Source organism: Mobilicoccus caccae, assembly GCF_030161635.1.
GTDB classification, from domain to species: Bacteria; Actinomycetota; Actinomycetes; order Actinomycetales; family Dermatophilaceae; genus Mobilicoccus; species Mobilicoccus caccae.
The window spans coordinates 376,485-401,256 of record NZ_BSUO01000001.1 but is presented as its reverse complement, the minus strand read 5'-3'; the positions used below and the strand labels follow the sequence as shown (position 1 = coordinate 401,256).

At 70.9% G+C, this 24,772-nt stretch carries 23 protein-coding genes and 2 pseudogenes; 6 read left to right on the top strand and 19 right to left on the bottom strand.

The annotated features are described in order from the left end of the window. Positions 1-187: 187 nt before the first annotated feature. Complete coding sequence (locus QQK49_RS02105; RefSeq protein ID WP_284302454.1) at positions 188-1,105, bottom strand: substrate-binding domain-containing protein; 918 nt, start codon at positions 1,103-1,105, stop codon at positions 188-190. 144 nt (positions 1,106-1,249) lie between these two features. Here QQK49_RS02105 and QQK49_RS02100 point away from each other — a divergent pair, with 144 nt between their 5' ends. From QQK49_RS02100 to QQK49_RS02090, 3 genes are read left to right on the top strand one after another with little or no spacing between them, the layout of a single operon-like run. Further along, complete coding sequence (locus QQK49_RS02100; RefSeq protein WP_284302452.1) at positions 1,250-2,239, top strand: carbohydrate kinase family protein; 990 nt, start codon at positions 1,250-1,252, stop codon at positions 2,237-2,239. Further along, positions 2,236-3,243 (top strand): LacI family DNA-binding transcriptional regulator, encoded by a 1,008-nt coding sequence (locus QQK49_RS02095; RefSeq protein ID WP_284302451.1) that lies wholly within the window; start codon positions 2,236-2,238, stop codon positions 3,241-3,243. The genes QQK49_RS02100 and QQK49_RS02095 overlap by 4 nt, the downstream gene beginning before the upstream one ends. Continuing rightward, the gene (locus QQK49_RS02090; RefSeq protein WP_284302450.1) at positions 3,240-4,232 is read left to right on the top strand and encodes a class I mannose-6-phosphate isomerase; all 993 of its coding nucleotides are present in this window, start codon (positions 3,240-3,242) and stop codon (positions 4,230-4,232) included. The genes QQK49_RS02095 and QQK49_RS02090 overlap by 4 nt, the downstream gene beginning before the upstream one ends. Positions 4,233-4,234: 2 nt before the next feature. On the opposite strand, the gene QQK49_RS02085 is transcribed toward QQK49_RS02090, so the two are convergent. Both QQK49_RS02085 and QQK49_RS02080 read right to left on the bottom strand, forming a co-directional pair. Continuing rightward, positions 4,235-5,233 carry a beta/alpha barrel domain-containing protein gene (locus QQK49_RS02085; RefSeq protein ID WP_284302449.1) on the bottom strand — a complete coding sequence of 333 codons (999 nt, stop codon included), beginning with the start codon at positions 5,231-5,233 and terminating at the stop codon, positions 4,235-4,237. 31 nt (positions 5,234-5,264) lie between these two features. Then, positions 5,265-5,951 (bottom strand): L-ribulose-5-phosphate 4-epimerase, encoded by a 687-nt coding sequence (locus QQK49_RS02080; RefSeq protein WP_284302448.1) that lies wholly within the window; start codon positions 5,949-5,951, stop codon positions 5,265-5,267. Between the two features lie 196 nt (positions 5,952-6,147). On the opposite strand from QQK49_RS02080, the gene QQK49_RS02075 reads away from it, so the two are divergent. After that, a complete protein-coding gene (locus QQK49_RS02075; RefSeq protein ID WP_284302447.1) occupies positions 6,148-7,740 on the top strand; it encodes a xylulokinase in 1,593 nt (530 codons plus the stop codon). 3 nt (positions 7,741-7,743) lie between these two features. Here the strand turns inward: QQK49_RS02075 and QQK49_RS02070 are convergent, their stop codons facing one another. After that, a complete protein-coding gene (locus QQK49_RS02070; protein ID WP_284302446.1) occupies positions 7,744-8,616 on the bottom strand; it encodes an Fpg/Nei family DNA glycosylase in 873 nt (290 codons plus the stop codon). A gap of 1 nt (position 8,617) precedes the next feature. Beyond that, entirely contained in the window at positions 8,618-9,640 is a 1,023-nt protein-coding gene (ku, locus tag QQK49_RS02065; RefSeq protein ID WP_284302445.1) for a non-homologous end joining protein Ku, read from the bottom strand. Positions 9,641-9,792: 152 nt separating this feature from the next. On the opposite strand from ku, the gene ligD (QQK49_RS02060) reads away from it, so the two are divergent. Both ligD (QQK49_RS02060) and ligD (QQK49_RS02055) read left to right on the top strand, forming a co-directional pair. After that, positions 9,793-10,752, top strand: a complete 960-nt coding sequence (gene ligD / locus QQK49_RS02060; protein WP_284302443.1) for a non-homologous end-joining DNA ligase — start codon at positions 9,793-9,795, stop codon at positions 10,750-10,752. Continuing rightward, complete coding sequence (ligD, locus tag QQK49_RS02055; protein WP_284302441.1) at positions 10,745-11,701, top strand: non-homologous end-joining DNA ligase; 957 nt, start codon at positions 10,745-10,747, stop codon at positions 11,699-11,701. The genes ligD (QQK49_RS02060) and ligD (QQK49_RS02055) overlap by 8 nt, the downstream gene beginning before the upstream one ends. Before the next feature lie 69 nt (positions 11,702-11,770). Here the strand turns inward: ligD (QQK49_RS02055) and QQK49_RS02050 are convergent, their stop codons facing one another. From QQK49_RS02050 to QQK49_RS01985, 14 genes and pseudogenes are all read right to left on the bottom strand, one after another. Beyond that, the gene (locus tag QQK49_RS02050) at positions 11,771-13,084 is read right to left on the bottom strand and encodes an amidohydrolase family protein (RefSeq protein ID WP_284302440.1); all 1,314 of its coding nucleotides are present in this window, start codon (positions 13,082-13,084) and stop codon (positions 11,771-11,773) included. Between the two features lie 138 nt (positions 13,085-13,222). Continuing rightward, a complete protein-coding gene (locus QQK49_RS02045; protein ID WP_284302439.1) occupies positions 13,223-13,807 on the bottom strand; it encodes a (2Fe-2S)-binding protein in 585 nt (194 codons plus the stop codon). A gap of 129 nt (positions 13,808-13,936) precedes the next feature. After that, positions 13,937-14,266 (bottom strand): histone-like nucleoid-structuring protein Lsr2, encoded by a 330-nt coding sequence (locus tag QQK49_RS02040; RefSeq protein WP_284302438.1) that lies wholly within the window; start codon positions 14,264-14,266, stop codon positions 13,937-13,939. Between the two features lie 129 nt (positions 14,267-14,395). Next, positions 14,396-14,608: a hypothetical protein gene (locus QQK49_RS02035; protein WP_284302437.1), complete on the bottom strand. Its 213-nt coding sequence runs from the start codon at positions 14,606-14,608 to the stop codon at positions 14,396-14,398. Between the two features lie 129 nt (positions 14,609-14,737). Further along, entirely contained in the window at positions 14,738-15,625 is an 888-nt protein-coding gene (locus QQK49_RS02030; protein WP_284302436.1) for a DUF2520 domain-containing protein, read from the bottom strand. A gap of 25 nt (positions 15,626-15,650) precedes the next feature. Further along, positions 15,651-16,112, bottom strand: coding sequence for a DUF3180 family protein (locus tag QQK49_RS02025; RefSeq protein ID WP_284302435.1), 462 nt, complete (start codon positions 16,110-16,112; stop codon positions 15,651-15,653). Between the two features lie 6 nt (positions 16,113-16,118). After that, positions 16,119-17,012, bottom strand: coding sequence for a 2-amino-4-hydroxy-6-hydroxymethyldihydropteridine diphosphokinase (gene folK, locus QQK49_RS02020; protein ID WP_284302434.1), 894 nt, complete (start codon positions 17,010-17,012; stop codon positions 16,119-16,121). Further along, complete coding sequence (gene folP, locus QQK49_RS02015; RefSeq protein ID WP_348536054.1) at positions 17,009-17,821, bottom strand: dihydropteroate synthase; 813 nt, start codon at positions 17,819-17,821, stop codon at positions 17,009-17,011. Before folP ends, folK begins: the two co-directional genes overlap by 4 nt. Positions 17,822-17,912: 91 nt before the next feature. Beyond that, positions 17,913-18,353 (bottom strand): annotated as a pseudogene (gene folE, locus QQK49_RS02010) (GTP cyclohydrolase I FolE); the annotation flags it as partial. Positions 18,354-18,413: 60 nt separating this feature from the next. Continuing rightward, positions 18,414-20,422, bottom strand: a pseudogene (ftsH, locus tag QQK49_RS02005) (ATP-dependent zinc metalloprotease FtsH); the annotation flags it as partial. Between the two features lie 150 nt (positions 20,423-20,572). Next, on the bottom strand, positions 20,573-21,124 hold the full coding sequence (gene hpt / locus QQK49_RS02000; protein WP_284302431.1) for a hypoxanthine phosphoribosyltransferase: 552 nt from the start codon (positions 21,122-21,124) through the stop codon (positions 20,573-20,575). Between the two features lie 42 nt (positions 21,125-21,166). Then, a complete protein-coding gene (gene tilS, locus QQK49_RS01995; RefSeq protein ID WP_284305801.1) occupies positions 21,167-22,069 on the bottom strand; it encodes a tRNA lysidine(34) synthetase TilS in 903 nt (300 codons plus the stop codon). A 126-nt stretch (positions 22,070-22,195) separates the two neighbouring features. Then, positions 22,196-23,275 carry a zinc-dependent metalloprotease gene (locus QQK49_RS01990; RefSeq protein WP_284302429.1) on the bottom strand — a complete coding sequence of 360 codons (1,080 nt, stop codon included), beginning with the start codon at positions 23,273-23,275 and terminating at the stop codon, positions 22,196-22,198. 19 nt (positions 23,276-23,294) lie between these two features. Next, positions 23,295-24,719, bottom strand: a complete 1,425-nt coding sequence (locus QQK49_RS01985) for a D-alanyl-D-alanine carboxypeptidase/D-alanyl-D-alanine-endopeptidase (RefSeq protein WP_284302428.1) — start codon at positions 24,717-24,719, stop codon at positions 23,295-23,297. Between the last annotated feature and the right edge of the window lie 53 nt (positions 24,720-24,772).

Sequence of the window (24,772 nt, the reverse complement as noted above, 5' to 3'; positions counted from 1 at the left end):
TGCACATCGGTGAGCGCCCGGGTCGCCCCGAAATGTTTGGAGACGCCCGAGATTTCCAGAAGGTGCGCGCCCTTCTCGTCAGGCGCGTCGACGTCGGTGACCATCATCGCCTCCGATCAGGGCCGTTCTCACCAGCCCTTGTAGTCACCCACGTTGTCCTTGTCGACGAGCGTCGGCTGCATGAGGGTCACCCGCTCGGCGGGGGCTGGCCGGAGCGGATCTGCTTGCCGACCTCGTAGGCCTTGACGACCATGCCCGCCGGGTCCTGCGCCGGGGTGGCGAAGAAGTTGGACTTCGGGTCCTCCAGCGCCTTCACCGCCTCCGGAGATCCGTCCACACCCACGATCTTGATGCCGCTGCGCCCGGCCTGCTGGACGGCGAGGTCCGCACCGAGGCCCTCGGGGTCGTTGATGGCGAAGATCCCGTTGACGGTCTTGTTGGCGGTGAGGAGGTCTGTGGTCAGCTGAAGTCCGGACGCGCGGTCGTTCTTGCCCGCCTGCCGCCCCACGACGGAGACGCCCGAGTTCTGGCTGAGCACCTCTTCACAGCCCTTGACGCGATCCTGTGGCGCCGAGGTCGGCGTGCCTTCCAGGATGAGGATGTTGCCCTTGCCCCCGATGGCCTTCACCAGCGCCTCGCAGCTCTGTCGGCCGGCGGCCACGTTGTCCGTCGTGACAGCCGCATCGGCGCCCTCGGCGTCCACGTCGACCGCGACGACGGTGACACCGGCGGCCTTGGCGCGCGCGACAGCCGAACCGATGCCCTTGCTGTCGACAGCGTTGACGATGATCATGTCGACCTGCTGCTGGATGAACGTGTCGACCTGGTCGTTCTGCGTGCCGATGTCCTGACGGCCGTCCTGCACATTGACCTCGACGCCGTCGGCCTGCCCCTTGTCCTGGATGCTCTTCTGCATGGCGGCGAAGAAGGGGTTGGAGATGTCTTGCAACATCACGCCGATCTTCTTGACCTCCTTGCTTCCGCCGGAGGCCGCATTGGTGCCGGGGTCACCCTCGTCCCCGGTACTGCATCCCGCCAGGAGCACTGAACCGACGACGGCACCCGTGATCAGAAAGCGGGCGGTGGACTTCGTCTTGGGAGACATCGTTGTTCCCTTCTGCGGATAGGAGAGCTCGGCCTCGGGGCAACCCCGGGGAAAGACTCACGTGCGAGATCGCCCAAACCTAGCCGTGACGAGACAACGTTGTCTAGGCTTCGAGTCACTCCGTTTCGAGGCAGCGAGGTCATCATGGGCGAGGTCCGCGTCACCGGTCACGTGTGCGTCGACCTGATCCCGCACTGGCCCGGCCCTCCGGCCATCGACCCGGGTCGTCTCTTCGCCGTCGGGCCCTTGGCCTTTCGGCTGGGCGGCTCGGCCTGCAACACCGGAAGAGCCTTGACGGCCCTGGGTCACGACGTCTCCCTGGGGGGCCTGACGGGTGATGACGAGGTGGGCGGGATCACGAAGCGCCTCCTGCAGCGGGAGACGTGGACCCGCCTCGACCTCAGGACGATCGGGACGGCGTCCTCCTACACCCTGGTCATCGAGGCCGAGGGTCGGGATCGGTCCTTCTGGCACTACGAGGGCGCCAATGCCGAGTTCACCGCCGCCGACGTCACGGCCGATCACGGCGCCCGAGTCGTGCACCTGGGATACCCGCCGCTGCTGCCCGGGCTGTGGGCGAACGAGGGCAGCGCTCTCGCGGACCGCCTGACCGAGATCCGTCGTGACGGTGTGGGGACATCGGTGGACCTCGCCGGGGTGGCACCGGATGCGCCTGCGTCCGAGGTCGACTGGGACGCCTGGCTCGGGCGCGTGGGTCCTGCTTGCGACCTGTTGGCCGGCAGTTCGGACGACCTCGTCTCTGCGCTCGGCGTGCCCGCCCCTGCTCGACCCGAGGACCTCCTGGGCCTCGCGGACAGGATGCTCGGCTACGGACCGTCCGTCGCGGTCGTCTCCGGCGGCAGCCTGGGCTTCGCGGTCGCGTCCCACGGCACGCCCGCCGCCCCCGGACCCCTGACCCCGGACGAACCCCGACAGGAGCACCGCTTCCTCGTCGAGGCACCCCACATCGCCTCGCCCGTCACCACGACGGGCTCCGGGGACGTCCTCAAGGCGGCTCTCATCGACGGCCTCCTGGCGCGCCTGCCACTCCGCGAGGCCGCCCTCGGCGCCGGACGTGTCACGGCCGAGTACGTGCGCACCGGCACGATCGGTCCCCCCGGGTTCATCCGGTGAGTGTTCCGGCGGCCCGGCGGCCCACCCTCAAGGACGTGGCGCACGCGGCAGGGGTCAGTCTCAAGACCGCATCCCGGGTGGTCAACGGCGTCGACAGCGTGGACGCCGCGATGGCGTCGCGGGTCAGGGCCGCGTGCGCGCGTCTGGGCTACCAGCGCAACGGTTCCGCCGCCGACCTGCGAGGTGGGGTGTCCAGCACCATCGGCCTGATCATCCGCGACATCACCAACCCCTTCTACGCGGCCATCGCGGCCGGCGCGATGGCCGCCGCGGACGAGCGCCACCTCGTCGTCCTCGCGGCCAGCTCCGAGGGGCGGGTCGGCCACGAGCAACTCCTTCTCGACCGCCTGCTCGACCGCCGGCCGTCGGGAATGATCGTCACGCCGGCCGATGTCGACCACGTCCCGACGGGGACCGAGCAGAGCAGATTCGTCCCCTTCGTCACAGTCGACACCGATTGGCCGGACCTGCCGTTCGACCACGTCTCACTGGACAACGACGGAGGCATGACCCGCCTGGTGGACACCGCGATCTCCGCCGGGTTTCGCGACTTCGCGCTCATCGTGGACAGCTTCCAGCTCCGCACCATGTGGTTGCGGAGGGAGGCAGCCCACGCCGCCCTGCGCCGTCACGGCCTCGACGTGGCCCCCGGCCAGGAGATGATCGGGGCGCACACCATCGACGACGCCGCCGCCGTCATGGGAGACCTCCTCTCCAGGGGACACCGGCCCGATGCGGTCCTCTGCGGCAACAACCGCATCGCCCTCGGTGTCGCGTCGACCGTCGTGGCGGCCGGCCTGACCACGGCCATCGTGTGTTTCGACGAGTTCCCCCTGGCCGACGCCCTGCCCGTCGACGTGATCGCCGCGGAGTTCGATCCGAGGGATCTGGGGCGGACCGCCGTCGAACTCCTGCTTTCTCGTCTCGAGGACCCCGACGCTCCCCCGCGCAGGGTCGCCCTCCCGACCACCCTCAACCATCACACCTCCGGAGGTCGACGATGATCCACCCGGTCAAGCTCTCCCCCAACCAGCCCGCGGACCGCTTCTACCGCGGCGGGCCCCGCATCTCGGAGTTCCGCTCGGGCGGGGCCCACGGGAGCCATGTTCCCGAGGACTGGGTGGCGTCGGTGACCACCCTGCACGGTGAGGAAAGCCTGGGCCTGTCTCGGCTCCCGACCGGTGAGCTCCTCCGTGACCAGGTGCGCCGGCACCCGGAGGCGTGGCTCGGTCGGGCGCACGTGGAGGCGTGGGGAGCGGACACCAAGCTGTTGACCAAGCTCCTCGACGCGGGACAGCGCCTCCCGGTGCACGTGCATCCCGACGCCGACTTCGCCTCACGTCACCTCGGCGTCGCCCACGGCAAGACCGAAGCGTGGGTGTTCCTCCGGGGCGGCACCGTCCACCTGGGGTGGCGGTTCGACATCGACGAGGTCGAGCTGCGCCGGTGGGTCGATGACCAGGATGTCGACGCCATGCTCGCCGCGATGTACGCCATCGAGGTCTCGGAGGGGGATGCGGTGCTGGTCCCCGCCGGGACGCCTCACGCCATCGGCGAGGGGTGCTTCATCGTGGAGGTCCAGGAGCCCGAAGACCTGTCGATCCTGCTCGAGTGGGTCGGATTCGACATCGACGGCCCGTCTGAGGGCCACCTGGGGATCGGCTTCGACACCGCCCTGCGCGCGGTCGATCTGCGGGGCACCTCCGGCGAGGACCTGACGACCGCACTCGTCCGTCGACGTGCCGCCGCGGACGGGGCGGTGCTCCCGCCGGCCGCGAACCAGTTCTTCCGCGCCGACCGCGTGTCGCGCGGTGCGCACCTGCCACCGGGGTTCGGGATCGTCGTGGTCACCGGCGGGACCGGCGAGATGCGCTGGTCAGAGGGCGCCATGGCCCTCGTCCGCGGTGACACCGTCGTCCTGCCCGCAGACGCCGGCGAGGTGGAGTTCGGCGGAGAGGTCAGCGCGATCGTGTGTCGCCCGCCGGTCGCCTGAGGTCACTCGGCGAGCAGCACCGGGTCGGTGAGTCGGGAATCCTGCGACAGCGGGCGCTGCGGGGTGAGGCCCTTGTCCGTCAACGCCGAGTGATACGCCTCGACGGCGCCCTCGGGAGCGAGGTCACCCTCCACGACCCGACGCATGAGACGCACGAGGTCGCTCTGAGATTCGGCGTTCTGGATCTTGCGACCGAACAGAGCGACCCTGCCGCCCGCTTTCTCGGTGCGATGCAGCAGCTCGAAGGTGTCGCGAGTGGTCCCTGCCGACCCGCCGAGAACACCGACGACGAGGGCCGGGTCGTACTGCGCCAGTTCGGAGAGCGCGGACGCGCCGTTGTAGGCGATCTTGAGGAAGATGGGCCGTTCCTCCTGAGTGACGCCGGCCAGCGCGCGCACGATCGAGTCGTTCACGTAGGCGGGCAGCATTGCGGCGTTCACTCCCGTCGGCACCGCCGGGTTGAAGACCTCGAGGAAGTGCCGCACCCCCAGATCGGCCGCCTCGGCGCGGAACTCGCGATAGTCCGTCAGAGTCGCCAGGTCGCGCTCGATGTCGTTGGTGAACGTCATCGAGTAGAGGACGAGGTCGCAGAACCGGCGCACCCGCGGGAGAGAAGCAGTCCGGAACGGACGCGAGGGGAACTGCTGGTACGTCGCTCCCCGGTTCGCCCAGATGTCCGTGGTGTCGTTGGCCCGGACGGCGAGGGTCACCTCGTGGCCGAGACGATCCTCGTCCGCCAGCCGCTCGGCGTTCGATGCGGAGGCGAGCAGGATGTCGATGTCTCCCTGCTCGATCTGATCGACCATGTCCTGGAGGAAGTCCGCTCGCGAGCGGTATCCGACGACGGCACCACCGGCATCCCGTCGAGGACCCGCCGAACATAGGCCGGTGGACATGTCCGCGTCCTTCGCGTCCGCGATGACGAAGTCCCGCGGGGAGTAGCCGCCGGCGAGGATCGCGGTGAGCTTGCGATCCAACGAGCGAGTTCCCTGTGCCTGCATGTGGTTCCTTTCCCGACCCTTCTGGGTCTCCTCAGGAGGTGCTGCCCTGCCCGTAGACGTTCTGGTACCGGTCGTGGAGTGAGTCGATGAGGTGGTCCGCGATGGGGAGCGGGGTCCCGAGCTGCATCGAGATGTGGACGACGCGGGCGACCTCCTCCACCATGGCTGCCGCCTTGACGGCCGCCGTCCCGTCCTTGCCGATGGTGAACGGCCCGTGGTTGGCCATGAGCACCGCCTTGGACCGCGAATCCCGCAGCGTCTCGACGATGCCGCGCCCGATGGAGTCGTCACCGATCACCGCGAATGGCCCGACGGGGACGGGGCCGCCGAACTCGTCGGCCATCATCGTGAGCACGCACGGGATCTCCTCGCCGCGCGCGGCCCAGGCCGTGGCATAGGTCGAATGGGTGTGCACGACACCGCCGACCGTCGGCATGTGCCGGTAGACGTAGGCGTGCGCGGCCGTGTCCGAACTCGGAGATCTGTCGCCCTCGACGAGGTTCCCCTCCAGATCGCAGACGACCATCGATTCCGGGGTCAGCTCGTCGTAGCGGACTCCGGAGGGCTTGATGACGAACAGGTCGGCGCTCGGCCCTTCGGACGCGACTCGCTGAGACACGTTTCCCGCGGTCCAGACCACGAGTTCCCAGCGGATGAGTTCCGCGTGCAGCCGGCAGACGACGTCGCGCGTCGCCCGGATCTCGTCCTGGATCCCCATCCGGTGCCACCTCCCGTGCAGGCGTGGTGTGAGTACGCCTTCAGGAGGCGAACGGCGTCCGCCGACATCGGGCGACGACGACGTCAGAGAATGCTAGCCCCTGGCTCCGACGACCTCGCGGGCTACCGTGAGGTCTTGCCCGTGCCCATCGGAACGACGAGAACGACGAGAACGACGAGAACGACGAGGTTCACCCATGACGACCCACCCCGTCGCGACCGCCATCGACGAAGGGCGGACCACGCTCGGCATCGAGTTGGGCTCGACCACCATCAAGGCGGTGTTGATCGGCCCCGACCGCCGGCCGATCGCCCACGGTTCTCAGTCCTGGGAGAACGAGTTCGTCGACCGCACCTGGACGTACTCACTGGACGCGGTCCGCACCGGGCTGCGGTCGTGTGTCGCCCGGCTCCGCGAGGACGTCCGCGCACGACATGGCGCCACATTGTCGCAGGTGGGAGCGCTCGGCGTCTCCGCGATGATGCACGGATACCTCGCGTTCGACGAGGAGGGCGAACTCCTCACCCCGTTCCGCACGTGGCGCAACACGGCCACCGGCGAGGCTGCGGAGGTGTTGAGCAGGCACCTCGGTCAGAACATCCCCCACCGCTGGAGCGTGGCGCACTACTTCCAGGCGATCCTGAACCAGGAGCCGCATGTCTCCCACGTCCACCGGCTCACGACCTTGGCCGGCTACGTCCATCACGAGCTGACCGGCGAGTGGATCCTCGGCATCGGCGACGCCAGCGGCATGTTCCCGGTCGACGCGGCGACTCTCGACTACGACGAGGGGATGCTGCGCCGCTTCGACCGACTGGCCGCAGAGCACGGGGTGACGACACCGCTGCGGACGCTCCTGCCCGAGGTTCGCGTGGCCGGTGCGACCGCAGGGCACCTCACCCCTGCAGGCGTTAGATTCCTGGACCCCGACGGGCACCTGGAACCGGGCGCGCCCACCTGCCCTCCCGAGGGGGACGCCGGGACGGGCATGGTGGCCACGAACGCGGTGGCACCACGCACCGGCAACGTCAGCGCCGGCACCAGCATCTTCGCCATGGTCGTCCTCGAGGGTCCCTTGTCGGGCCCGCACCCCGAGATCGACCTCGTGACCACGCCTGCCGGCGACCCGGTCGGCATGGTGCACTGCAACAACGGTGCGAGCGAACTCGACGCCTGGGCAGACGTGTTCGGCCAGTTCGCGCATGCTCTCGGCCACGAGGTCGAGGAGTCCACGGTCTTCTCCACCCTGTTCCGCGCATCCCTCGAGGCAGATGCTGATGCGGGCGGCCTGACAGCGTTCAACAACCTGGCCGGTGAGCCGATCACCGGGTTGCCCGAAGGCAGGCCTCTCGTCCTCCGTCGCCCGGGGAGTGAGCTCACTCTCGCCAACTTCATGCGGGCGCAGCTCTTCGGCGCCTTCGCGACACTGCGGTTGGGCATGGACGTCCTGATGAAGGAGGGCGTGCGCATCGACCGGCTCTTCGCCCACGGCGGCCTCTTCGCCACCCCGGGCGTCGCCCAGGGGTACCTCGCCGCCGCACTGGGGACACCGGTCCTCGTGGGCGAGGTCGCGTCGCGAGGCGGTCCCTGGGGAATGGCCCTCCTGGCGGACTTCACGCTCCGCGGCCAGGGCCGCAGCCTGACCGACCACCTGCAGGCCGAGGTGTTCTCGGGCTCCGATCTCCAGCGTGCGGAGCCCGATGCCGAGACGGCGGCGGGTTTCGAGGAGTTCCTGCAGCGTTACCGCGACGCGCTTCCGGTCCAACGTGCCGCCGTCGATCACACCTGAGTCTCACCCCCGCCGCTGACACCGTCCGCACCAGTAGAGGTGGCGTCCGGCGATCTTCTGCGTGCGGATGTGGGAGCCGCAGACCCGGCATTCCTCGCCGGTCCGCTTGTACACGGAGAAGCGTCGTTCGAAGTGGGTGCCGTGTCCGTCGCCGGTGAGGGTGGCCGTGTAGGCGTCGACCTCCTCCGGAGAGCTGCCCAGCCAGGTGAGGGCGTCCTCGACCTGGTCCTCCATCGTGAGGATCTGGCCGAAGGCCACCCCGAGCGGCAGGAGCAGCGCGACGTCGTCCCAGATGCGTTGCCACGTCGCCCGTTTCAGCTCCTTGCCGGGGCGGAACGGGTCGACCCGGTGCCGGAACAGCACCTCACAGCGGTAGACGTTGCCGACCCCCGCGAGCACCGCCTGGTCCATGAGCAGTTCGGCGATGCTCTTGCCGCTGCGTGAGATCCGCTGCCAGGCGCGGTCGGGGTCGGCGTCGTCACGCAGCGGGTCCGGGCCGAGGCGCGCCAGCACCGCGTCGTGCTGCTCGGGGGTGACCAGGGCACACACGTTCGGACCCCGCAGGTCGGCCACGTGCGCGTCGTCGCGGATCCGCAGACGCACCGCGCCGGTCACGGGCACCTCACCCTCGCCGGCGTCGTGCGGGATGACCGAGAACTTGCCGATCAGCCCCAGGTGCACGTGCACGATCCGGTCACCCTTGTGGTGGGTGAACAGGTGCTTGCCCGCCGCCTCGGCCGCGACGAACTCACCGCCGTCGAGGAGCGCCGCGGCCTCCGCGAACCGCCCCTGCGGGCTCGAGACGCTCACCGACGACCCAGCGAACGCTCTGCTCAGGCGCCGCGCCTGGGCATGGATCGTGTGCCCCTCCGGCACGTCAGCCGGCCTTGAGGGTCTCGTCGTCCGCCTCGGACGAATCGGAGGACTTCGCCTTCTTCGCCGTCGTCTTCTTGGCGGTGCTCTTCTTGGCGGCGCTCTTCTTCGCCGGGGTCTTCGCGGCCGTCTTCTTGCCGGTCGACCTCTTCGCGGTGCGCGTGGTCGACGAGGAGTCCTCGTCCTCCTGCGCCTCGCCGGAGTCCTGCTGCTCGCCCGCCTCCTTCGTCGCTGCCGACCCGCCGCCCTTGCGGCCACCCTTGGCGCGTTCGACGGACTTCTGCAGCGCCGCGAGCAGGTCGACGACCTGACCGGCCTCCTCCTCGGCCTCGGGTGCCGCGACGACCTCCTGGCCCTCGATCTTGCGGGCCACGAGCTCCTCGACGGCCTTGGCGTAGTCGTCCTCGAACTCGTTGGGCTCGAAATCGTCGGCGAGGGACTCCACGAGCAGGTGCGCCATCTGCACCTCCTTCTTGCTGGGCTCCGGCACGTCCTCGAGCACGCCGAAGTCCGCCGCCCGGATCTCATCGGGCCACAGCATCGTCTGGCAGACGATGACCTCTTCGTGCACCCGCAGCACCGCCATGGTCATGCGGGTGCGCACCGCCAACGTGGCCACCGCCACCCGGTCGGAGTCCCGAAGCGCCTCGCGCAGCAGGGAGTACGCCTTGGCGCCCGCCGCATCGGGTTCGAGGTAGTAGCTCTTGTCGAGCAGCATCGGATCGATCTGCTCGGCGGGGACGAACTTCTCGACGCTGATCTCCTTGCTGCTCCGGCTCGGCAGCGCGGCGAGTTCGTCGGCGGTCAGCACCACCATCTGCCCGTCGGAGGTCTCATACCCCTTGGTGATCTCCGCGTACGGCACCTCCTCGCCGTCGGCCTCGGCGACCCGCTTGTACCGGATGCGTGAGCCGTCGCTCGCCCGCACCTGACGGAACTGGATGTCGTGGTTCTCCGTCGCCGAGTACAACCGGACCGGCACGGTGACGAGGCCGAACGACACGGCCCCCTTCCAGATCGCACGCATGAGACCTCCCCTGGGGTGGACCTCCACTATCCAGCACGAGCACCCATCCGACCACCTCGTGGAAGCCTCGACCACGCCCCACCCGCTGTGCCGTCGCGTGCCCACAGCCTGTCGTCCTGCCGACCGCGCGTACCTGCGCGACCATGGTCGACATGCGTCCGATGCTCGCCACCCACACCGACTCCGTCCCCACGGGCGACGCCTGGGCGCACGAGGTCAAGTGGGACGGGTGGCGCGTCATCGCCGAGGTCCGAGGTGGCGCGGTGCGCCTGTTCTCCCGCTCGGAGCGCGACGTGACCTCCTCGTTCCCCGAACTGCAGGGCCTGGTGCTGCCCGATCTCGTGCTCGACGGAGAGATCGTCGCGCTCGACGAGGCCGGCATCCCCTCGCTGCACGCCCTGGCCGACCGCATCAGTGGCCCGGCGAAGACGCAGCGTCCTGGACGCGCCGCACCACGGCCGGTCACGGTCATGCTCTTCGACGTCCTCGCCCTGGACGGCCACGAGGTGATCGACCAACCGTGGCACCGGCGTCGCGAACTCCTCGACGCGCTGGCGCCCAGCCTGGAGCACGACAAGTGGCTGGTCCCCGAGGTCTACGCGGACGGGCGGATGCTGCTGGACGTGACCCGCGAGCGGGGCCTCGAGGGCGTCGTCAGCAAGCGGCGGTCCTCGCCCTACCGCCCGGGACAGCGAAGTCCGCACTGGCTCAAGCGTCCTCACCGACGCACGCGCAGCGTCGTCGTGGGCGGGTGGCGCCCGGAGACCGGCAGCCGCGACCGGCTCGGCGCCGTCCTGGTGGGAACCCCCGGCCCCGACGGCAGACTCCGGCTCCTCGGGCGCGTCGGCAGCGGACTCGCGGGCCGCGCCGGTGACGAACTCCTGGCTCACCTCCGCGACCTCGCCTGTCCCGACCGGCCGTTCGACGACGTCCCCCGCATCGACGCCGAACTCGCCACCTGGGTGCGTCCCGAGGTGGTCATCGACGTCGAGAGCCTCGGCCTGGCCGGTCAGGGGCGACTGCGGCAACCGTCCTACCGCGGCCTGCGACCCGATCTGGTGCCCGCCGACACCCTCGCCACCGACATCCCGGAGGAGGATTCCGATGCCTGAGGACCGCAAGCAGGTACGTGTAGAGGTCGATGGGCGCGTCCTGCGGCTGACCAGCCTCGACAAGGTGATGTTCGGGCGGACCGGCACGACCAAGGCCGAGATCCTCTCCTACCTCGCCGCCGTCGCCCCCGCACTGCTGCCCCAGCTCCACGATCGGCCCGTCACGCGGCTGCGCTTTCCGCACGGCGTCTCCGGAGAGTCGTTCTTCGAGAAGAACACGCCCGCGGGTGCGCCGACGTGGGTGCGGCGCGTCACCCTCCTGTCACCCCATTCGCGCCGCGCCGACGAACTCGTGACCTACCCCCTCATCGACGACGTCGCCGGACTCACGTGGCTCGGACAGCTCGGCGCCCTCGAACTGCACGTGCCGCAGTGGCGCGTCGAGGTCGACGACGCCGCATCCGAGGGGGCCGACGTGGACCCCGCGACCGCGGAGGACCGCCGCCTCGACTGCGACCGGCTCGTCGTCGACCTCGACCCGGGGCCGCCGGCGGGCCTGACGGAGTGCGCGCAGGTCGCTCTGCTCGTGCGTGACGTGCTCGCCGACGCGGGCCTGACCCGGCTCGTGCCGGTCACCTCCGGCAGCAAGGGACTCCAGGTCTACGCCGCGCTGCCGAGCCTCACCCCGGCCGACCAGACGCGCGCCATGGCCAAGACCGTCGCCGACCACCTCGCGGAGGAGCGTCCCGACCTCGTGCTGTCGACGATGGCCAAGAACGTGCGTGGCGGAAAGGTCTTCATCGACTGGAGTCAGAACGTCGCGGCCAAGACCACGATCTGCCCCTACTCACTGCGGGGGAAGAAGGACTCGCCGTTCGTCGCCGCGCCACGCACCTGGGAGGAGATCGAGGAGGGGGCCGAGGATCCGGTGGCACTGGAGCAACTCACGCCCACGGAGGTCCTCGACCGCCTGCAGACGGACGGCGACCTCATGGACGCCCTCACCTGAGCGTGATCCAGAAGCCGGAGGTGGCGTCGACACCGACGCCGCCTCCGGTCTCAGCGCGTCACTCGCCGGTCAGTCCTCCCGGACGACCACACCCTGCGCGATGACGACCCGCACCTTCTCCAGCGCCGCGCCGTCCTGCAGCGGATCGGAGTCGACGATGACGGCGTCTGCGAACGCTCCGGGGGTGAGGCGCCCCGCCCGGCTCCATCCGAGCAGACGAGCCGCACGCGTCGTCGCGCTGCGCAGGGCCTCGAGCGGGGACAGACCTGCCTCGTGGAGGAAGCGGGTCTCCTTGCCGATGGGGTCGACGGCCGTGCCGAACGAGTCGGTCCCGGCCACGATCGGCACGCCCCGACGATGCGCCTCGGCGACGGCCTTCACGAGGACGGGGACGTACTCCTCACCGCGCGCCCGCAACACGGGATCCTCCACGTGCCGCATGCCGTCGATCGTCGCGATGGTGGGCGTGAAGTAGGTGCGCCGGCGCGCCATCTCGGCCAGCGTGCGCTCGCCGACGAACACCCCGTGCTCGAGTGACCGGATCCCCGCTCGCACGGCGCCGTCGATGCCCTTCTCGCTGTAGGCGTGGCACAGGACACCTGCCTTGCCCGCCGCCTTCACGACCGCCGACAGTTGCTCACGGTCGTAGACCAGTTCGAGCGGGTCCTGCTCCGGGAGACCGGCGCGCGGGTTGGCCCGGGTCTTGATGACGCGGGCGCCGCGGGAGAGGTTGACCTTGGTCAGGTGCGCGAGGTCGGCGGGGGTCCGCACGCCGTTGCGCAGCGCTGCCAACGGGGCCAGCTCGGGGTCGCCGAGAATGGTGTCGCCGAGATCGGGCGTGACGAACGTGCCTGCCGGGAGCATGCGCGGAACGCGCCCGGGGGCCCACTTCGAGTACTCCGCCAGGGCGACGTCCTGGTAGAAGAGCGACGAACCGCTGCGGGTGCTCGTGGCGCCCGCCCGGAGCACCGTGGCGGCGTCCTCGAGGGTGTTGTTGTGCACGTGCACGTCGATGAGGCCGGGCACGACCCAGCGCCCGTCGGCCCGCAGGACCCGCGCGCCCCGCCCGTGTTCCTTGACCGCGCGACGCGTCGCATCGCGCGAGCCGGAGGCGACCACGCGGCCTCGGGCGAACACGACCACGGCATCCGGCGTGACGTCGCCGGTCTCAGGGTCGACCAGAGCGCCGCCCTCGACGATCAGCACAGGCGGGTGGGGTGCCGACCCGCGATCCTTCCGGGGCTCCCCCGCCGCGGCGGCCGCGGGCGAGGACGCCAGACCGACCCCGGCGATGCCCGCGAGGACGGCAGCTCCCGCCAAGACGTTGCGCCGCGCGACGGCGGGCAGGGAGACGTCGCTGTTCTCGTGATCATGGACGCACATGGGTGACCTCTCGCATCTGGTCGACGGGCGCGACCTGGCGGTCAGCCTGCCCCAGACTCGGAGGCCGGGCAAGACGGACTCAGCGAGAACTCTTGAACCGCAACGCCGCCGGGCACCGACGTCGAAACACGTTCGTGTTCAGCGGACGCGATTGCGAGGGCAGCGTGCGCACGTGTGCGCGCCGGGGAGAGCGAAGATGAAGCAACACGATTCGCGCATTCCCAGACGGCTCGGCTCCTGCAACACCGAGGTCCGTGCCGAGTTGAGCATCGCCGCCCACGTGTCACGCACGAGCCCGTAGCGCTGTTTGCTGCCCATCTTCACACCCGGCTCGTAGGACTCCGCGAACCGGAACGCGTGCTCCTCGTACGCCTTGCGCGCCTGCGCCATCCGGAGCTGAGGATGTGTGGCGCGACGGATGTGTTCGCCACCGAGCGACTCGGCCACGGGATAGAACTCGGCGTCGTCGAGATCGAACCTCAACGCCGCGGGCGAGGCATCAGGAAGCCAGTCGCGCAGCACCGCGGCGAACGCGAGCGGCGTCGCCACCACCTGCAGGTACCACCCCATGACGAACGCGGCGCCCACCTGTGGGGGCGCCGCGTGTCGATACCGGCGTTCCTGGGCCTTGCCGACGCTCTCGCGCCACCATGCCGTCGGGTCCGCTCCGGCTTCCTGCTCGGTGATGATCTGCTCGCACGAATAGGGGAGCGGACTCCCCATCCCTGCGCGACGACATCGACGTACCCGATGTGGGTGGTGATGTCCGCCGCCAGATCGGCCAGCTCCGGGTGCGCGCTCATGAGGCCACCAGGATGTCACCGACTCCGGCTCGTTTCGAGCCGGCGGGGGCTACTTTCCCTGAGCGGTGTCGTACGCCTGCTGCAGCTCGCGCGACACCCGACCGCGGTCGCTGACCTTGAATCCGTTGGCGCGACCCCACTGGCGGATCTCGTTGAGGTCGTCACGACGGGTCGAACCCGCGCGACGGCCGGTGACCTTGCGACCGCCGGCACGACGGGCGTTGGCCACCCATTCGCTCATCGAATCGCGAAGACGCGCGGCGTTCTTCTCGGAAAGGTCGATCTCGTAGGTCACGCCGTCGAGGGCGAAGGTGACGGACTCGGTGGCCTCTCCACCGTCGACATCGTCGACGAGGATGACCTGGACACGCTGGGCCATGGATGTTCTCCAGAGTTGATTGAAGACTGAAGGGACCGAGAGAATATCGAGGAGACATCCACTCGGCTCGCGCCTCACCCTACTTTATCCGGCCTAGTGAGGGAAATAGTCGCAGAGAATGTCTTGCATTCAGCTCCGGGGAGTCGTCGAGCTGCTTTCTGCCACACCGGTGCCGTCGGTCGCATCGGACTTCTCGGGCGCGTCCTGGCGCTGCTGCCATTGCGCATAGGCCAGCCGCTCGCTGCGATCGCTCTCGACGATCGTCTTGATGACCTTGTAGAAGAGGAATCCGACCCCGATGGAGGGGATGATGGCGAGCGCCACCTGCTCCAGATATTCCACGACCACTCCTTCGACGCGCGCGTTCGCTCCACCGTACTCGCCGTCCTCACCTCGGCGCGAGCCGCGGGCCTGCGGCACACCGCACCCGCGACATCGCCGGTGGTCAGGGGCGGCGCGGTCACGTCCGCGTCAACCGCCGCCCCCGTCGTCCTGGGACAACGCGTCGAACAGGCTGTCGTCCCGCAGCTCGATCGGCGTGCCGCTGCGCAACGATCCGGCCACCGCCAGCCGGGCCAGGGCCCGATAGGACGGGCGCGGGTCCGGTTGCGCGCCGGCCAAGGCGGTCAGGTCGCGCGTCAGCCCCTCGGCGTCCCCGGTCTCGGCGAAACCGTGGGGGTGGGCCCGGCGGGTATGCGCGACCTCCGCACTCGCGTGCAGGTATCCACGGAGAAGATCCTCGGCGTCACGAATACCCGCCTCGAGGGCATGACTTCGTCCGGCCTCGAACAACGCGTGGACATGATCGCCGATCAACGAGATGGTGGCCGCGTACACACAACGTGCAGCTTCCTCGACCCACACGGGTTCGGCGCCCATCTCCACCGCCAGTGCCTCGGCAACGGCACGACGATCCGGATGTGCCGTCACCGCCGCGTGAGAAACGCGTAGTCGCGCCAGATCCGAACGTGTCCCGGTGAATCGGGTGGCCGGGTGGATGGCCAGCGGAAGAACATGCCTCGCTTCGGACAACACACGGATACCGAAACCTGGATGTGTATGCACGACGATCTGTCCGGGACGGAAAGCACCGGACACACACAAATGCCCGACCAGAGACTCCAATACGGCCGCCGGTGGAGTGAGGAGCACGAGTTCGCTCCGGTCGAGCACCTCCTCGGGCAGGAGCATCGGCACTCCCGGCAGAAGGGCCCGGGCGCGGTCCCGCGACGCCTCGCTCACCCCCGAGACCGCCACGACCCGGTGACCGGCCTCCGCGAGCGCCGCACCGAGCACGGCCCCCACCCGACCGCACCCGAGCACTCCCACCTTCAGTCGGGCTGGTCGGTCGCTGGCCATACCCACGACGGTAGCTCGGCGGACCTCAGGATGCCGGGGAAGCGCCGCGCGGAGGAAGGCGGCACGCGTTCTGCGCCCACACCCCCGCGATCACGAGTGCCACGGCAGCGGCCACGAGCGCCAGCGCCGCCCCCGCGGCGGCCCGCACCGACGCCGCGTCGAGATCGCCGGCGAGCGTGAGCAGGAAGCCGACGTTCCACCCGGCCAGTGCGGCACCGGTGACCGCGGCGGCCTGCGCCAGCGCGACAGCCACGACGGCCCGGCGGGGTGCGACGCTCCGGGGCGGGTCGGCCGAGGACGCCGCACGCACGGGACGCGCCAGGACGATCACCGCGCCCGCCGCGACGACGACGAGCACCGCGGCGAGCCACGACGGCGACGGCGGGATCCCGGCGCGGGCGTACCAGATCCGCGTGATCAGCCACCCGAACACCGCGCTCAGGACACCGAGTCCGGCGATCGGGACCGGGCCGACGCCGTCACGCACGACCGCTCACCACGAGGGTTGCCAGGTGTTCCGTGTGCGGACCCCCTCCAGGAGCCCGTCGGCGTCGAGCGCCGAGACGAGTTCGGCCACCGGCACGGGCTCATCGGCCACCCGCAGCAGGGCCCGCGGATCCACCTGGGCCCACGGCACGAGCACGAAGGCCCGTTGATGCGCACGCGGGTGCGGCAGCACGAGGTCGGCCGTGTCGCAGACGACGTCGTCACCGGCCCCCGGGTCGCCGTGCTGGACGAGGTCGAGATCGAGCGTGCGCGGACCCCACCGCACCTGCCGGACGCGACCGTGATCGGCCTCCACCTCGTGCAGTCGACCGAGCAGCGTGTGCGGGGACAGGCGCGTGTGACCGACAAGCACCGCGTTGAGGTAGACGGGCTGCTCCGGACCGCCCACCGGGTCGGTCTCGTACAGGTCTGAGACACCGTCGACGCGCATGCCCTCGATGCCGGCCACGGCCCGCACGGCGGCGGCCAGGGTGTGTCCCGGGTCGCCGTCGTTGGCGCCGAGGGCGATGACGACCCGATGGCGCGCCTCGCGTCGGATCTCGACGGCGACGTCGGCGAACCGCAACGGGATCGGGGCGTCGGGCTTGTGCACGACGACCTCGACCGCCTCGATCGGAGGCCGGCGCAGGAGGGTGCGCGCGATGCGGTCGGCCAGCGTCTCCACGAGGTCGACGTGGGGGCCTTCGACGACCTCGACGACGTCCTGGGCCACCTCGGCGTAGCTCACGGTGTCCGCCAGATCGTCGCTCGCCCCGGCCGCGGACAGGTCGACCTCGAGGGTGACGTCGACGACGAACCTCTGGGCCCGCAGGTGTTCCTCGGGGAGCACGCCGTGCGTGCCGTCGGCCTCGAGGCCGGTGAGTCGGATCCGGTCGGTCACGACGCGCCGCCCGAGACCTCGCCCCAGGCGCTGACGGCCTCGTGCACCTGCAGGGCGGCCAGGGTCGAGGGCACGTCGTGCACGCGCACCGCCCACACCCCCGCCTGCGCGCACAGCAGGCTCGTCGCGGCGGTGGCGGCATCCCTGCGGGCCGGCGGCACCGGCGCCTCCGCCCCACCGAGCCGGCCGAGGAAGGTCTTGCGGGACGCCCCGACCAGCACCCGGTAGCCGAGCTCTGTGAACTCCCGCATCCGGGCCATGAGCTGCCAGTTGTGCTCGGCGGTCTTGGCGAACCCCAACCCGGGGTCGATGACGATCCGGTCCGCGCCGACCCCGGCCGCCTCGGCTGCCTCCACCCGCGCGAGGAGTTCGCCGCGCACCTCGGCGACGACGTCGTCGTACACGGCGCGCTGCTGCATCGAGTCACCGTGGCCGCGCCAGTGCATGGTCACGTAGGTCGCTCCGGTGCTCGCGACCAGCGGCAGCATCCCCGGGTCGGCCAGACCGCCGCTGACGTCATTGACGATGTCGGCCCCCGCGTCGAGCGCCGCAGCGGCGACCGACGCACGCATCGTGTCGATCGAGACCCGCAGCCGGGTGCGGGCCAGGGCGGCGACGACCGGCAGGATCCGGTCGAGCTCCTCCTGCTCGCTCGGGCGCCGAGCACCGGGACGGGTCGACTCGCCCCCGACGTCGACGATGTCGGCGCCGGCGACCGCCAGCTCCCGACCGTGTTCCACCGCCGCCTCGTGATCGAACCAGCGCCCCCCGTCGCTGAAGGAGTCGGGCGTGACGTTGACGATGCCCATCACGAGCGGACGGCTCATCGAGCCCCCCGAGGATCAGGCTCATCGCCTCCGCGCGAGTCGCGGGAGAACGCAACTGCCCCCGCACAGCCGACGTCGTCGTGCGCGCCCCGGGTTTGCGGACCCCGCGCATCGACATGCACAGATGCTCGCAGTCGACGACGACGATCACCCCGCGCGGCTCGAGGTGCTCCACGAGGGCGTCGGCGATCTGGGAGGTGAGACGCTCCTGGATCTGGGGCCTCTTGGCGTACACGTCGACCAGCCGCGCGATCTTCGACAGCCCGGTGACACGCCCCGACTTGGAGGGGATGTAGCCCACGTGCGCCACGCCGTGGAACGGCACGAGGTGGTGCTCGCAGGTGCTGTACAGCTCGATGTCGCGCACGAGCACCATCTCGTCGTGGTCGACCTCGAAGGTCGTGGCCAGCAGCTCGGCCGGGTCCATCCGCAGACCGGCGAAGAGCTCGGCGTAGGAACGGGCCACCCGCCCCGGGGTCTCGCGCAGCCCCTCGCGGTCGGGGTCCTCACCGATGGCGAGCAGGAGTTCGCGGACCGCGCGCTCGGCCCGCTCGATGTCAACGACTGGGGGATCGACATGGCCACCGCCGGGTATCTGGATGATCTGTGTGGGAGGAGATTCGTCCTCGGGATCGTCGGGGGGATCAGCGGGGCGCCCCTGCGCGAGTCGGCGACGCTCGGACTCGGTGAGCACCGGCGGACGTTCGCTCACCGACCGCCGCTCGCTGCTCAGCCACACGATGCGTCGGGGCTGCTTGGCGACGTCGGCGAACAACTCCGCCAGCCGCGCCGTGCCGATCGACTCGGTCTCGAGGAGTTCGAGGACCAGGCGGTCGAGGACGTCCCGGTTCTCCGAGATCACCTGCCAGGCCTCGTCGTGGGCCGCCTCGACGAGCCGCCGGATCTCCTCGTCGACGACGCCCGCCAGGTGCTCGGAGTAGTCGCGCTGGTGCCCCATGTCGCGGCCGAGGAAGACCTCACCGGAGTCCTGACCGAGCTTGACGGCGCCGACGCGCTCGCTCATGCCGAACTGCGTGATCATCTTGCGTGCCAGGGCCGTGGCCTTGTCGATGTCGTCGGCCGCGCCGGAGGTCGGGTCGTGGAACACCATCTCCTCGGCCACCCGCCCGCCGAGGAGGTAGGCCAGCCGGTCGAGCATCTCGTTGCGGCTGGAGGAGTACTTGTCGTCGACGGGCAGCACCATCGTGTAGCCGAGCGCGCGCCCCCGCGGCAGGATCGTCACCTTGGTGACGGGGTCGGTGTGGTGCAGCGCGGCGGCCACGAGCGCGTGCCCGCCCTCGTGGTAGGCGGTCCGCTTCTTCTCCTCCAGGCTCATGATGCGCGTGCGCTTCTGCGGCCCGGCGACGACGCGGTCGATGGCCTCGTCCAACGCGTCGTCGTCGATGGCGCGGGCACCGGTGCGCGCGGTGAGCAGCGCCGCCTCGTTGAGCACGTTGGCCAGGTCGGCGCCGGTGAACCCGGGGTGCGCCGCGCCACGGCCTGCAGATCGACGCCGTCGGCCAGCGGCTTGTCGGTGCCGTGCACCTCGAGGATGGCGCGACGCCCGGCGAGGTCGGGGGCTTCGACGGCGATCTGGCGGTCGAAGCGGCCGGGGCGGAGCAGGGCCGGGTCGAGGATGTCGGGGCGGTTGGTGGCGGCGATGAGGATGACGTTGGCGTTGACGTCGAATCCGTCCATCTCGACGAGCAACTGGTTGAGGGTCTGCTCGCGCTCGTCGTGCCCGCCGCCCAGGCCGGCGCCGCGGTGGCGACCGACCGCGTCGATCTCGTCGACGAAGACGATGGCCGGGGCGTTCTGCTTGGCCTGCTCGAAGAGGTCACGCACACGGCTCGCTCCGACACCGACGAACATCTCGACGAAGTCCGAGCCGGAGATCGAGTAGAACGGCACCCCCGCCTCGCCCGCGACCGCCCGCGCCAGCAGCGTCTTGCCCGTGCCCGGCGGGCCGTACAGCAGGACGCCCTTGGGGATCTTGGCGCCGACGGCGGCGAACTTGGCGGGCTCGGCGAGGAACTCCTTGATCTCCTGCAGCTCTTCGACGGCCTCCTGGGCGCCCGCCACGTCGGCGAAGGTGACCGTGGGGTTGTCCTTGCTCGCGAGTTTGGCCCGTGACTTGCCGAACTGCATGACCTTGCCGCCGCCCTGCATGCGGCTGAGGACGAACCAGAAGACGAGCAACAGCACGAGCAGCGGCAGCACGTTGAGCAGGAGGAGCCCGAACCAGCTCGACTGCGGCGGGTGGTCGTCGTACCCCTGGGACGGACGCGCCTCGCGGACCTGGTCGAGCAGGGCGTCGGCACGCTGCTCGACGTACATCGTGTAGACCTCTTTGGTGACCCGGCCGGTGCCCACGTCGGTGGGTTCGGTGAGGCTCAGGTCGAGGCGGTCGCCGTCGCGGAAGACGGCCTTCTGGACGTGGCCGTCGGCGATGAGCTGCTCGGCGCGGGCGGTGTCGATGCGCTGGGCCGACCCGCCGGTGCCGAGGTTGAGCGCGACGAGACCGATGAGGAACACGAGCAGAACCCAGAGCAAGGGGTTCTTGACGATGCGCTTGGCGTCCATGGTTCTCGGGGCGACCCCGCTCCTCCTGGTCTGTCCCCGGACGGTCCCGGGTGCGTGCCTGGCCGCCTGGTCGGCCGTTCGTTCGACGGTACACCGGGGCACCCACAACCCTCCGATGCGGCGGGGCCGCGCCCGGGGGCGGAGTGCGCCTCAGGCGTAGACGTGCGGGGCGAGCAGGCCGATGCAGCGCAGGTTGCGGTACTTCTCCGCGTAGTCCAGGCCGTAGCCGACGACGAAGTCGTTGGGGATGTCGAAGCCCACGTACCGCACGCCGACGTCGACCTTGACCGCGTCGGGCTTGCGCAGCAGCGTGCAGATCTCGACGGACGCGGCGTTGCGGGAGGCGAGGTTGGACTTGATCCAGCTCAGCGTGAGACCGGAGTCGATGATGTCCTCGATGATGAGGACGTGCTTGCCGGTGATGTCGGTGTCGAGGTCCTTGAGGATGCGCACGACTCCCGAGCTCTTGGTGCCGGACCCGTAGGAGGAGATGGCCATCCAGTCCATGGGGGCGGTCCCGGGCAGCGCCCGCATGAGGTCGGACACGACGATGACGGCACCCTTGAGGACGCCGACGAGCAGCAGGTCCTTGCCCTCGTAGTCGCGCCAGATGTCGGCGGCGAGCTCGTCGAGTCGCGCCAGGATCTCTTCCTCGGAGATGAGTACCCGCTCGAGGTCGCCCTCCATGTGCTCGGCGTCCACGTGTCCTCCTGCTGCGTCTGTGCTGATCCCGACGCGGCGAGGCTATCCGACGCCACCGGCCGATGGGCGTTCAGTCCCGGGATCGGGTGTCCGCGCCCGTCTCGACGGCGATCCGTGGGGGTCGGCGAGCCGGCGGGCGCGCAGGCCACCGGGGAGGTCGACCGGCCCCTGCCCGTGCCACCGGGCGGCGAGGTCGTCCACGGCCCGCAGGTGGGTCGAGGACAGCGCGCCGCCCGCGACCCCGGCCTCGGTGATCAGGATTCGCCACAGCCGACGGCGCACGGCCACGGGACGGTCGACGACGGCGGCCACGGCCCAGGGCGACTCCCCCAGTTCCGCGCGCACCCCGGCGGCGATCTCGTCCAGGGCGTCGGCGTCGTCGCGCAGCAGGTCGGCGCTGCGGGCCAGGGCCGCGGCCACCCCGGGGAGCTCCCGCTCGACGGCGGTGAGGAGCCGTCTCGCGCGGACGCGCAGGTAGCGCGGGTCGTCGTTGTGGGGGTCGTCCCACACCTCGATCCCCTGGGCGGCGCACGCGCTGCGTGTGGTCTCGCGCGTCACGCGCAGGAAGGGTCGCCGCACACCGTCCCGTTCGACGGCCATCCCCGCCAGCGACCGCGCGCCTGAGCCCCGCGCCAGCCCCAACAGCACCTGTTCGGCCTGGTCGTCCCGGGTGTGACCCAGGAGCACGGCATCCGCGCAGTGGCGGAGGCGGGCCTCATCCAACGCGGCGTAGCGCGCGTCCCGGGCGCGCGCCTCCGGCCCTCCGGCCCCCGCCCGGTCGACCGTGACGCGCACGACCTCCGCATCCAGCCCGAGACGCCGGCAGCGAGCCGCGGCGAGGTCGGCGACCCGCGCGGATTCCGGCTGCAGACCGTGATCGACGATGACCGCACGCGCCTCGACGGGCAGGCCTGCAGGCCGCGCCGCGTCGCACTCGAACGCGATCGCCGCCGCGAGCGCGAGGGAGTCCGCTCCCCGCTGACGGCGGCGATCACCCGGGTGTCGGTGTCGCGCAGGACCGCTCGCACCGCGAGCCGGGTCCGGGCGACGGCCGGGTGCGGGCCGGGCACGTCAGCCGTGGACCCGCGTGATCCACCGGCGGGGTTCGGCGATCTCCTCGGGCGTCGGCAGGGTCTCCGGCGAGGTCCAGACGGCGTTGAAGTCGTCGACACCGACCACGTCGATGACGCCGCGCACGAACGCCGCGCCCTCCCGGTACTGCCGCATCTTGGCCTCGAGACCGAGCACGCGACGCAGCAGGATGTCGGCGGGTCCCAGGCCGTCGCGGCGCTTCTCGAACTTGACCCGGATCTCCTCCACGCTGGGGACGACCTTGGGTCCGACGTCGTCCATGACCACGTCGGCGTGCCCCTCGAGCAGCGACATCACCGCGGTCACCTCCTCCAACCGGCGGCGCTGTTCGGGGGTGGTGACCAGGCTGACGACCCCGCCACCGCCCTCACGGAACGCGCCGGGGAGGCCGTCGACGAGCATCTTCAGCCGCTCGCCCAGGGTCTCCACGTCGGGGGCCAGGTCGTCGATCAGGGCGCGGGAGCGGTCGATCATGTGCTGACGCAGCCAGGGGTTGGCCGTGAACTGCACGCGGTGGGTCTCCTCGTGCAGGCACACCCAGAGCCGGAAGTCGCTCGGGTTCACGCCCATCGCGCGCTCGGTCTCGACGATGTTGGGAGCCACGAGCAGCAGCCGCGCGTCGGCGCCCGTGCCGGAGTAGGCGATGTCGTACTGCCCGAGGACCTTGGCGGACAGGAACGACAACAGCGACCCGACCTCGACCCCCGTGAGCACGCCGCCGACCTTGCGGACCGGCGCGATCATCGGCGGGCCCTCCTTGCGGTCGACGAGCTTGGCGACGACCGGGTCCATCAACCCGGCGAACGAGCCGATGTTGATGTCGGACCAGGTGGGACGGTCCACGACCATCGCCGGCGGGAGGTCGGGCGGCGTCGTCAGGCGGGCCGTCTCGGCGACGGGGCCGTGCGCACGCTCCGAGGCGGCGCGGAGTTCGGTGACGGCCTGCTCGGCCTCCGCAGCGCTGACCTTGGGCCCCGACGGCGTGAGGCGCCGGCTGGTGGCTCTGGCGAGTTCCCAGTCGACGAACGACCTGCGCGGCTCGATCCGGTTGTCGGTCATCGGCGGACCCTTCCCATCGTCATCGGCAGCCGCAGGCGGCGAGCGTCGCGACCAGGCGGTCCAACGCCGCGCGCGCCTCGGGCGTTCCCCCGGCGCGGTCGACGAGCACCGCGTACACGAGCAGCCTGCCGTCTGCGTCGACCACCGTGCCACCCAGGGCGTGCACCCCGGTGAGCGTCCCGGTCTTCGCGCGGGCGATTCCGGCCGCGGATCTCGCTCTCTCGCCGTGGAACCGGTCGTGCAGGGTTCCCGAGAGACCGGCGACGGGCAACCGGGCCACGACCTCGGCGAACTCCGGTGAGGCCCCCGTGCTCGCGAGGACGAGGACGTCGGCGACCACGGAGGCGGGGACCCGGGTCGCGCGGGAGAGCCCGCTGGTGTCGACGAGGGCGACACGGCCGGTGGGGATCTGCTGCTCGGTGAGCCGGTCGCGGACCCAGGAGGCCACGGACGGGAACGAGAGGTCACCCAGCCCGGCCTCGGACGCTCCGCTGCGCGCGAGGGATTCGGTGAGCGCGTTGTCGGATTCGTCCAACGCCAGGGCCAGGACCTCCCGGCGAGGAGCGGAGTGGACGACGCCGAGCTCGGTCGCGCCCCGCGGCGCGGTGACCCGGTCCGGCCGGCCGGCCACGTCGATCCCCGCCTCGACGAGGGCGACCGCGAACCGCGAGGTGGCGGTGAGTGCCGGGTCGGTCGGGGCCGGGCGCCCGGGCAGGGGCCGGGTGTCGTCCATTCCCAGCATCGCGACCGGGCCGGTGAGCCCGAGCGCGACGTCCTCCTGCGCCCACGCGGGTGCGAGCGCCGGACCGCGGGCGTAGGAGTCGTCGAGGTGGACCTTCACGGTCGTCGTCCCCGACCGCCGCAGCGCTGCTGCGGTCTGCCGCGCGAGGTCGGTGAGTCCCGCACGACCGGCGACCGCGTCCGGCGTTCCCGTCCCCGGGGCCAGCAGCGTGTCTCCCCCGGCGACGAGGACGACGTCGGAGGGTGTGGCACCGGTTACGACACGGGTGTCGAAGGTGCGCTCGCCCGGGGCCGCGTGGCTGAGGGCGGCGGCCGTGAGGAGCTTGGTGGTGGAGGCCGGGGTGCGCGCCCGGCCGGGATCGTGGGACCAGAGGCGTTCGCCGGTGAGCCCGTCACGCACGTCGAGGCCGACCGAGGGGCCGAGCGCCGGGTCTTTCACGGCCGGCGTCAGCGCCGCGGCCAGCCCCGCCTGCGTCGGCGGCGGAACGGTCGTGGCGAGGGCCTGCATCGGCGGCGCGGGGCTCGCGGCGGTGGGGGCGATCGCTCCGTCCTCGTCCGGGTCGGGGCGAGGCGGCGGGTCGATCTCGCGCGTGTCGCGGGTGAGCACGCCGGGGACGACGTCGAAGACATCGAGAGTCACGTAGCCGGCGCCCACGACCATCGCGGTCGCGAGAGCGATCGCCCCACGTGTGCGTCTGGTCATGGTGTTCGTGATTCCCCCGCGATCGGGACGCGCCAGGCGCGCCGCGCATGACA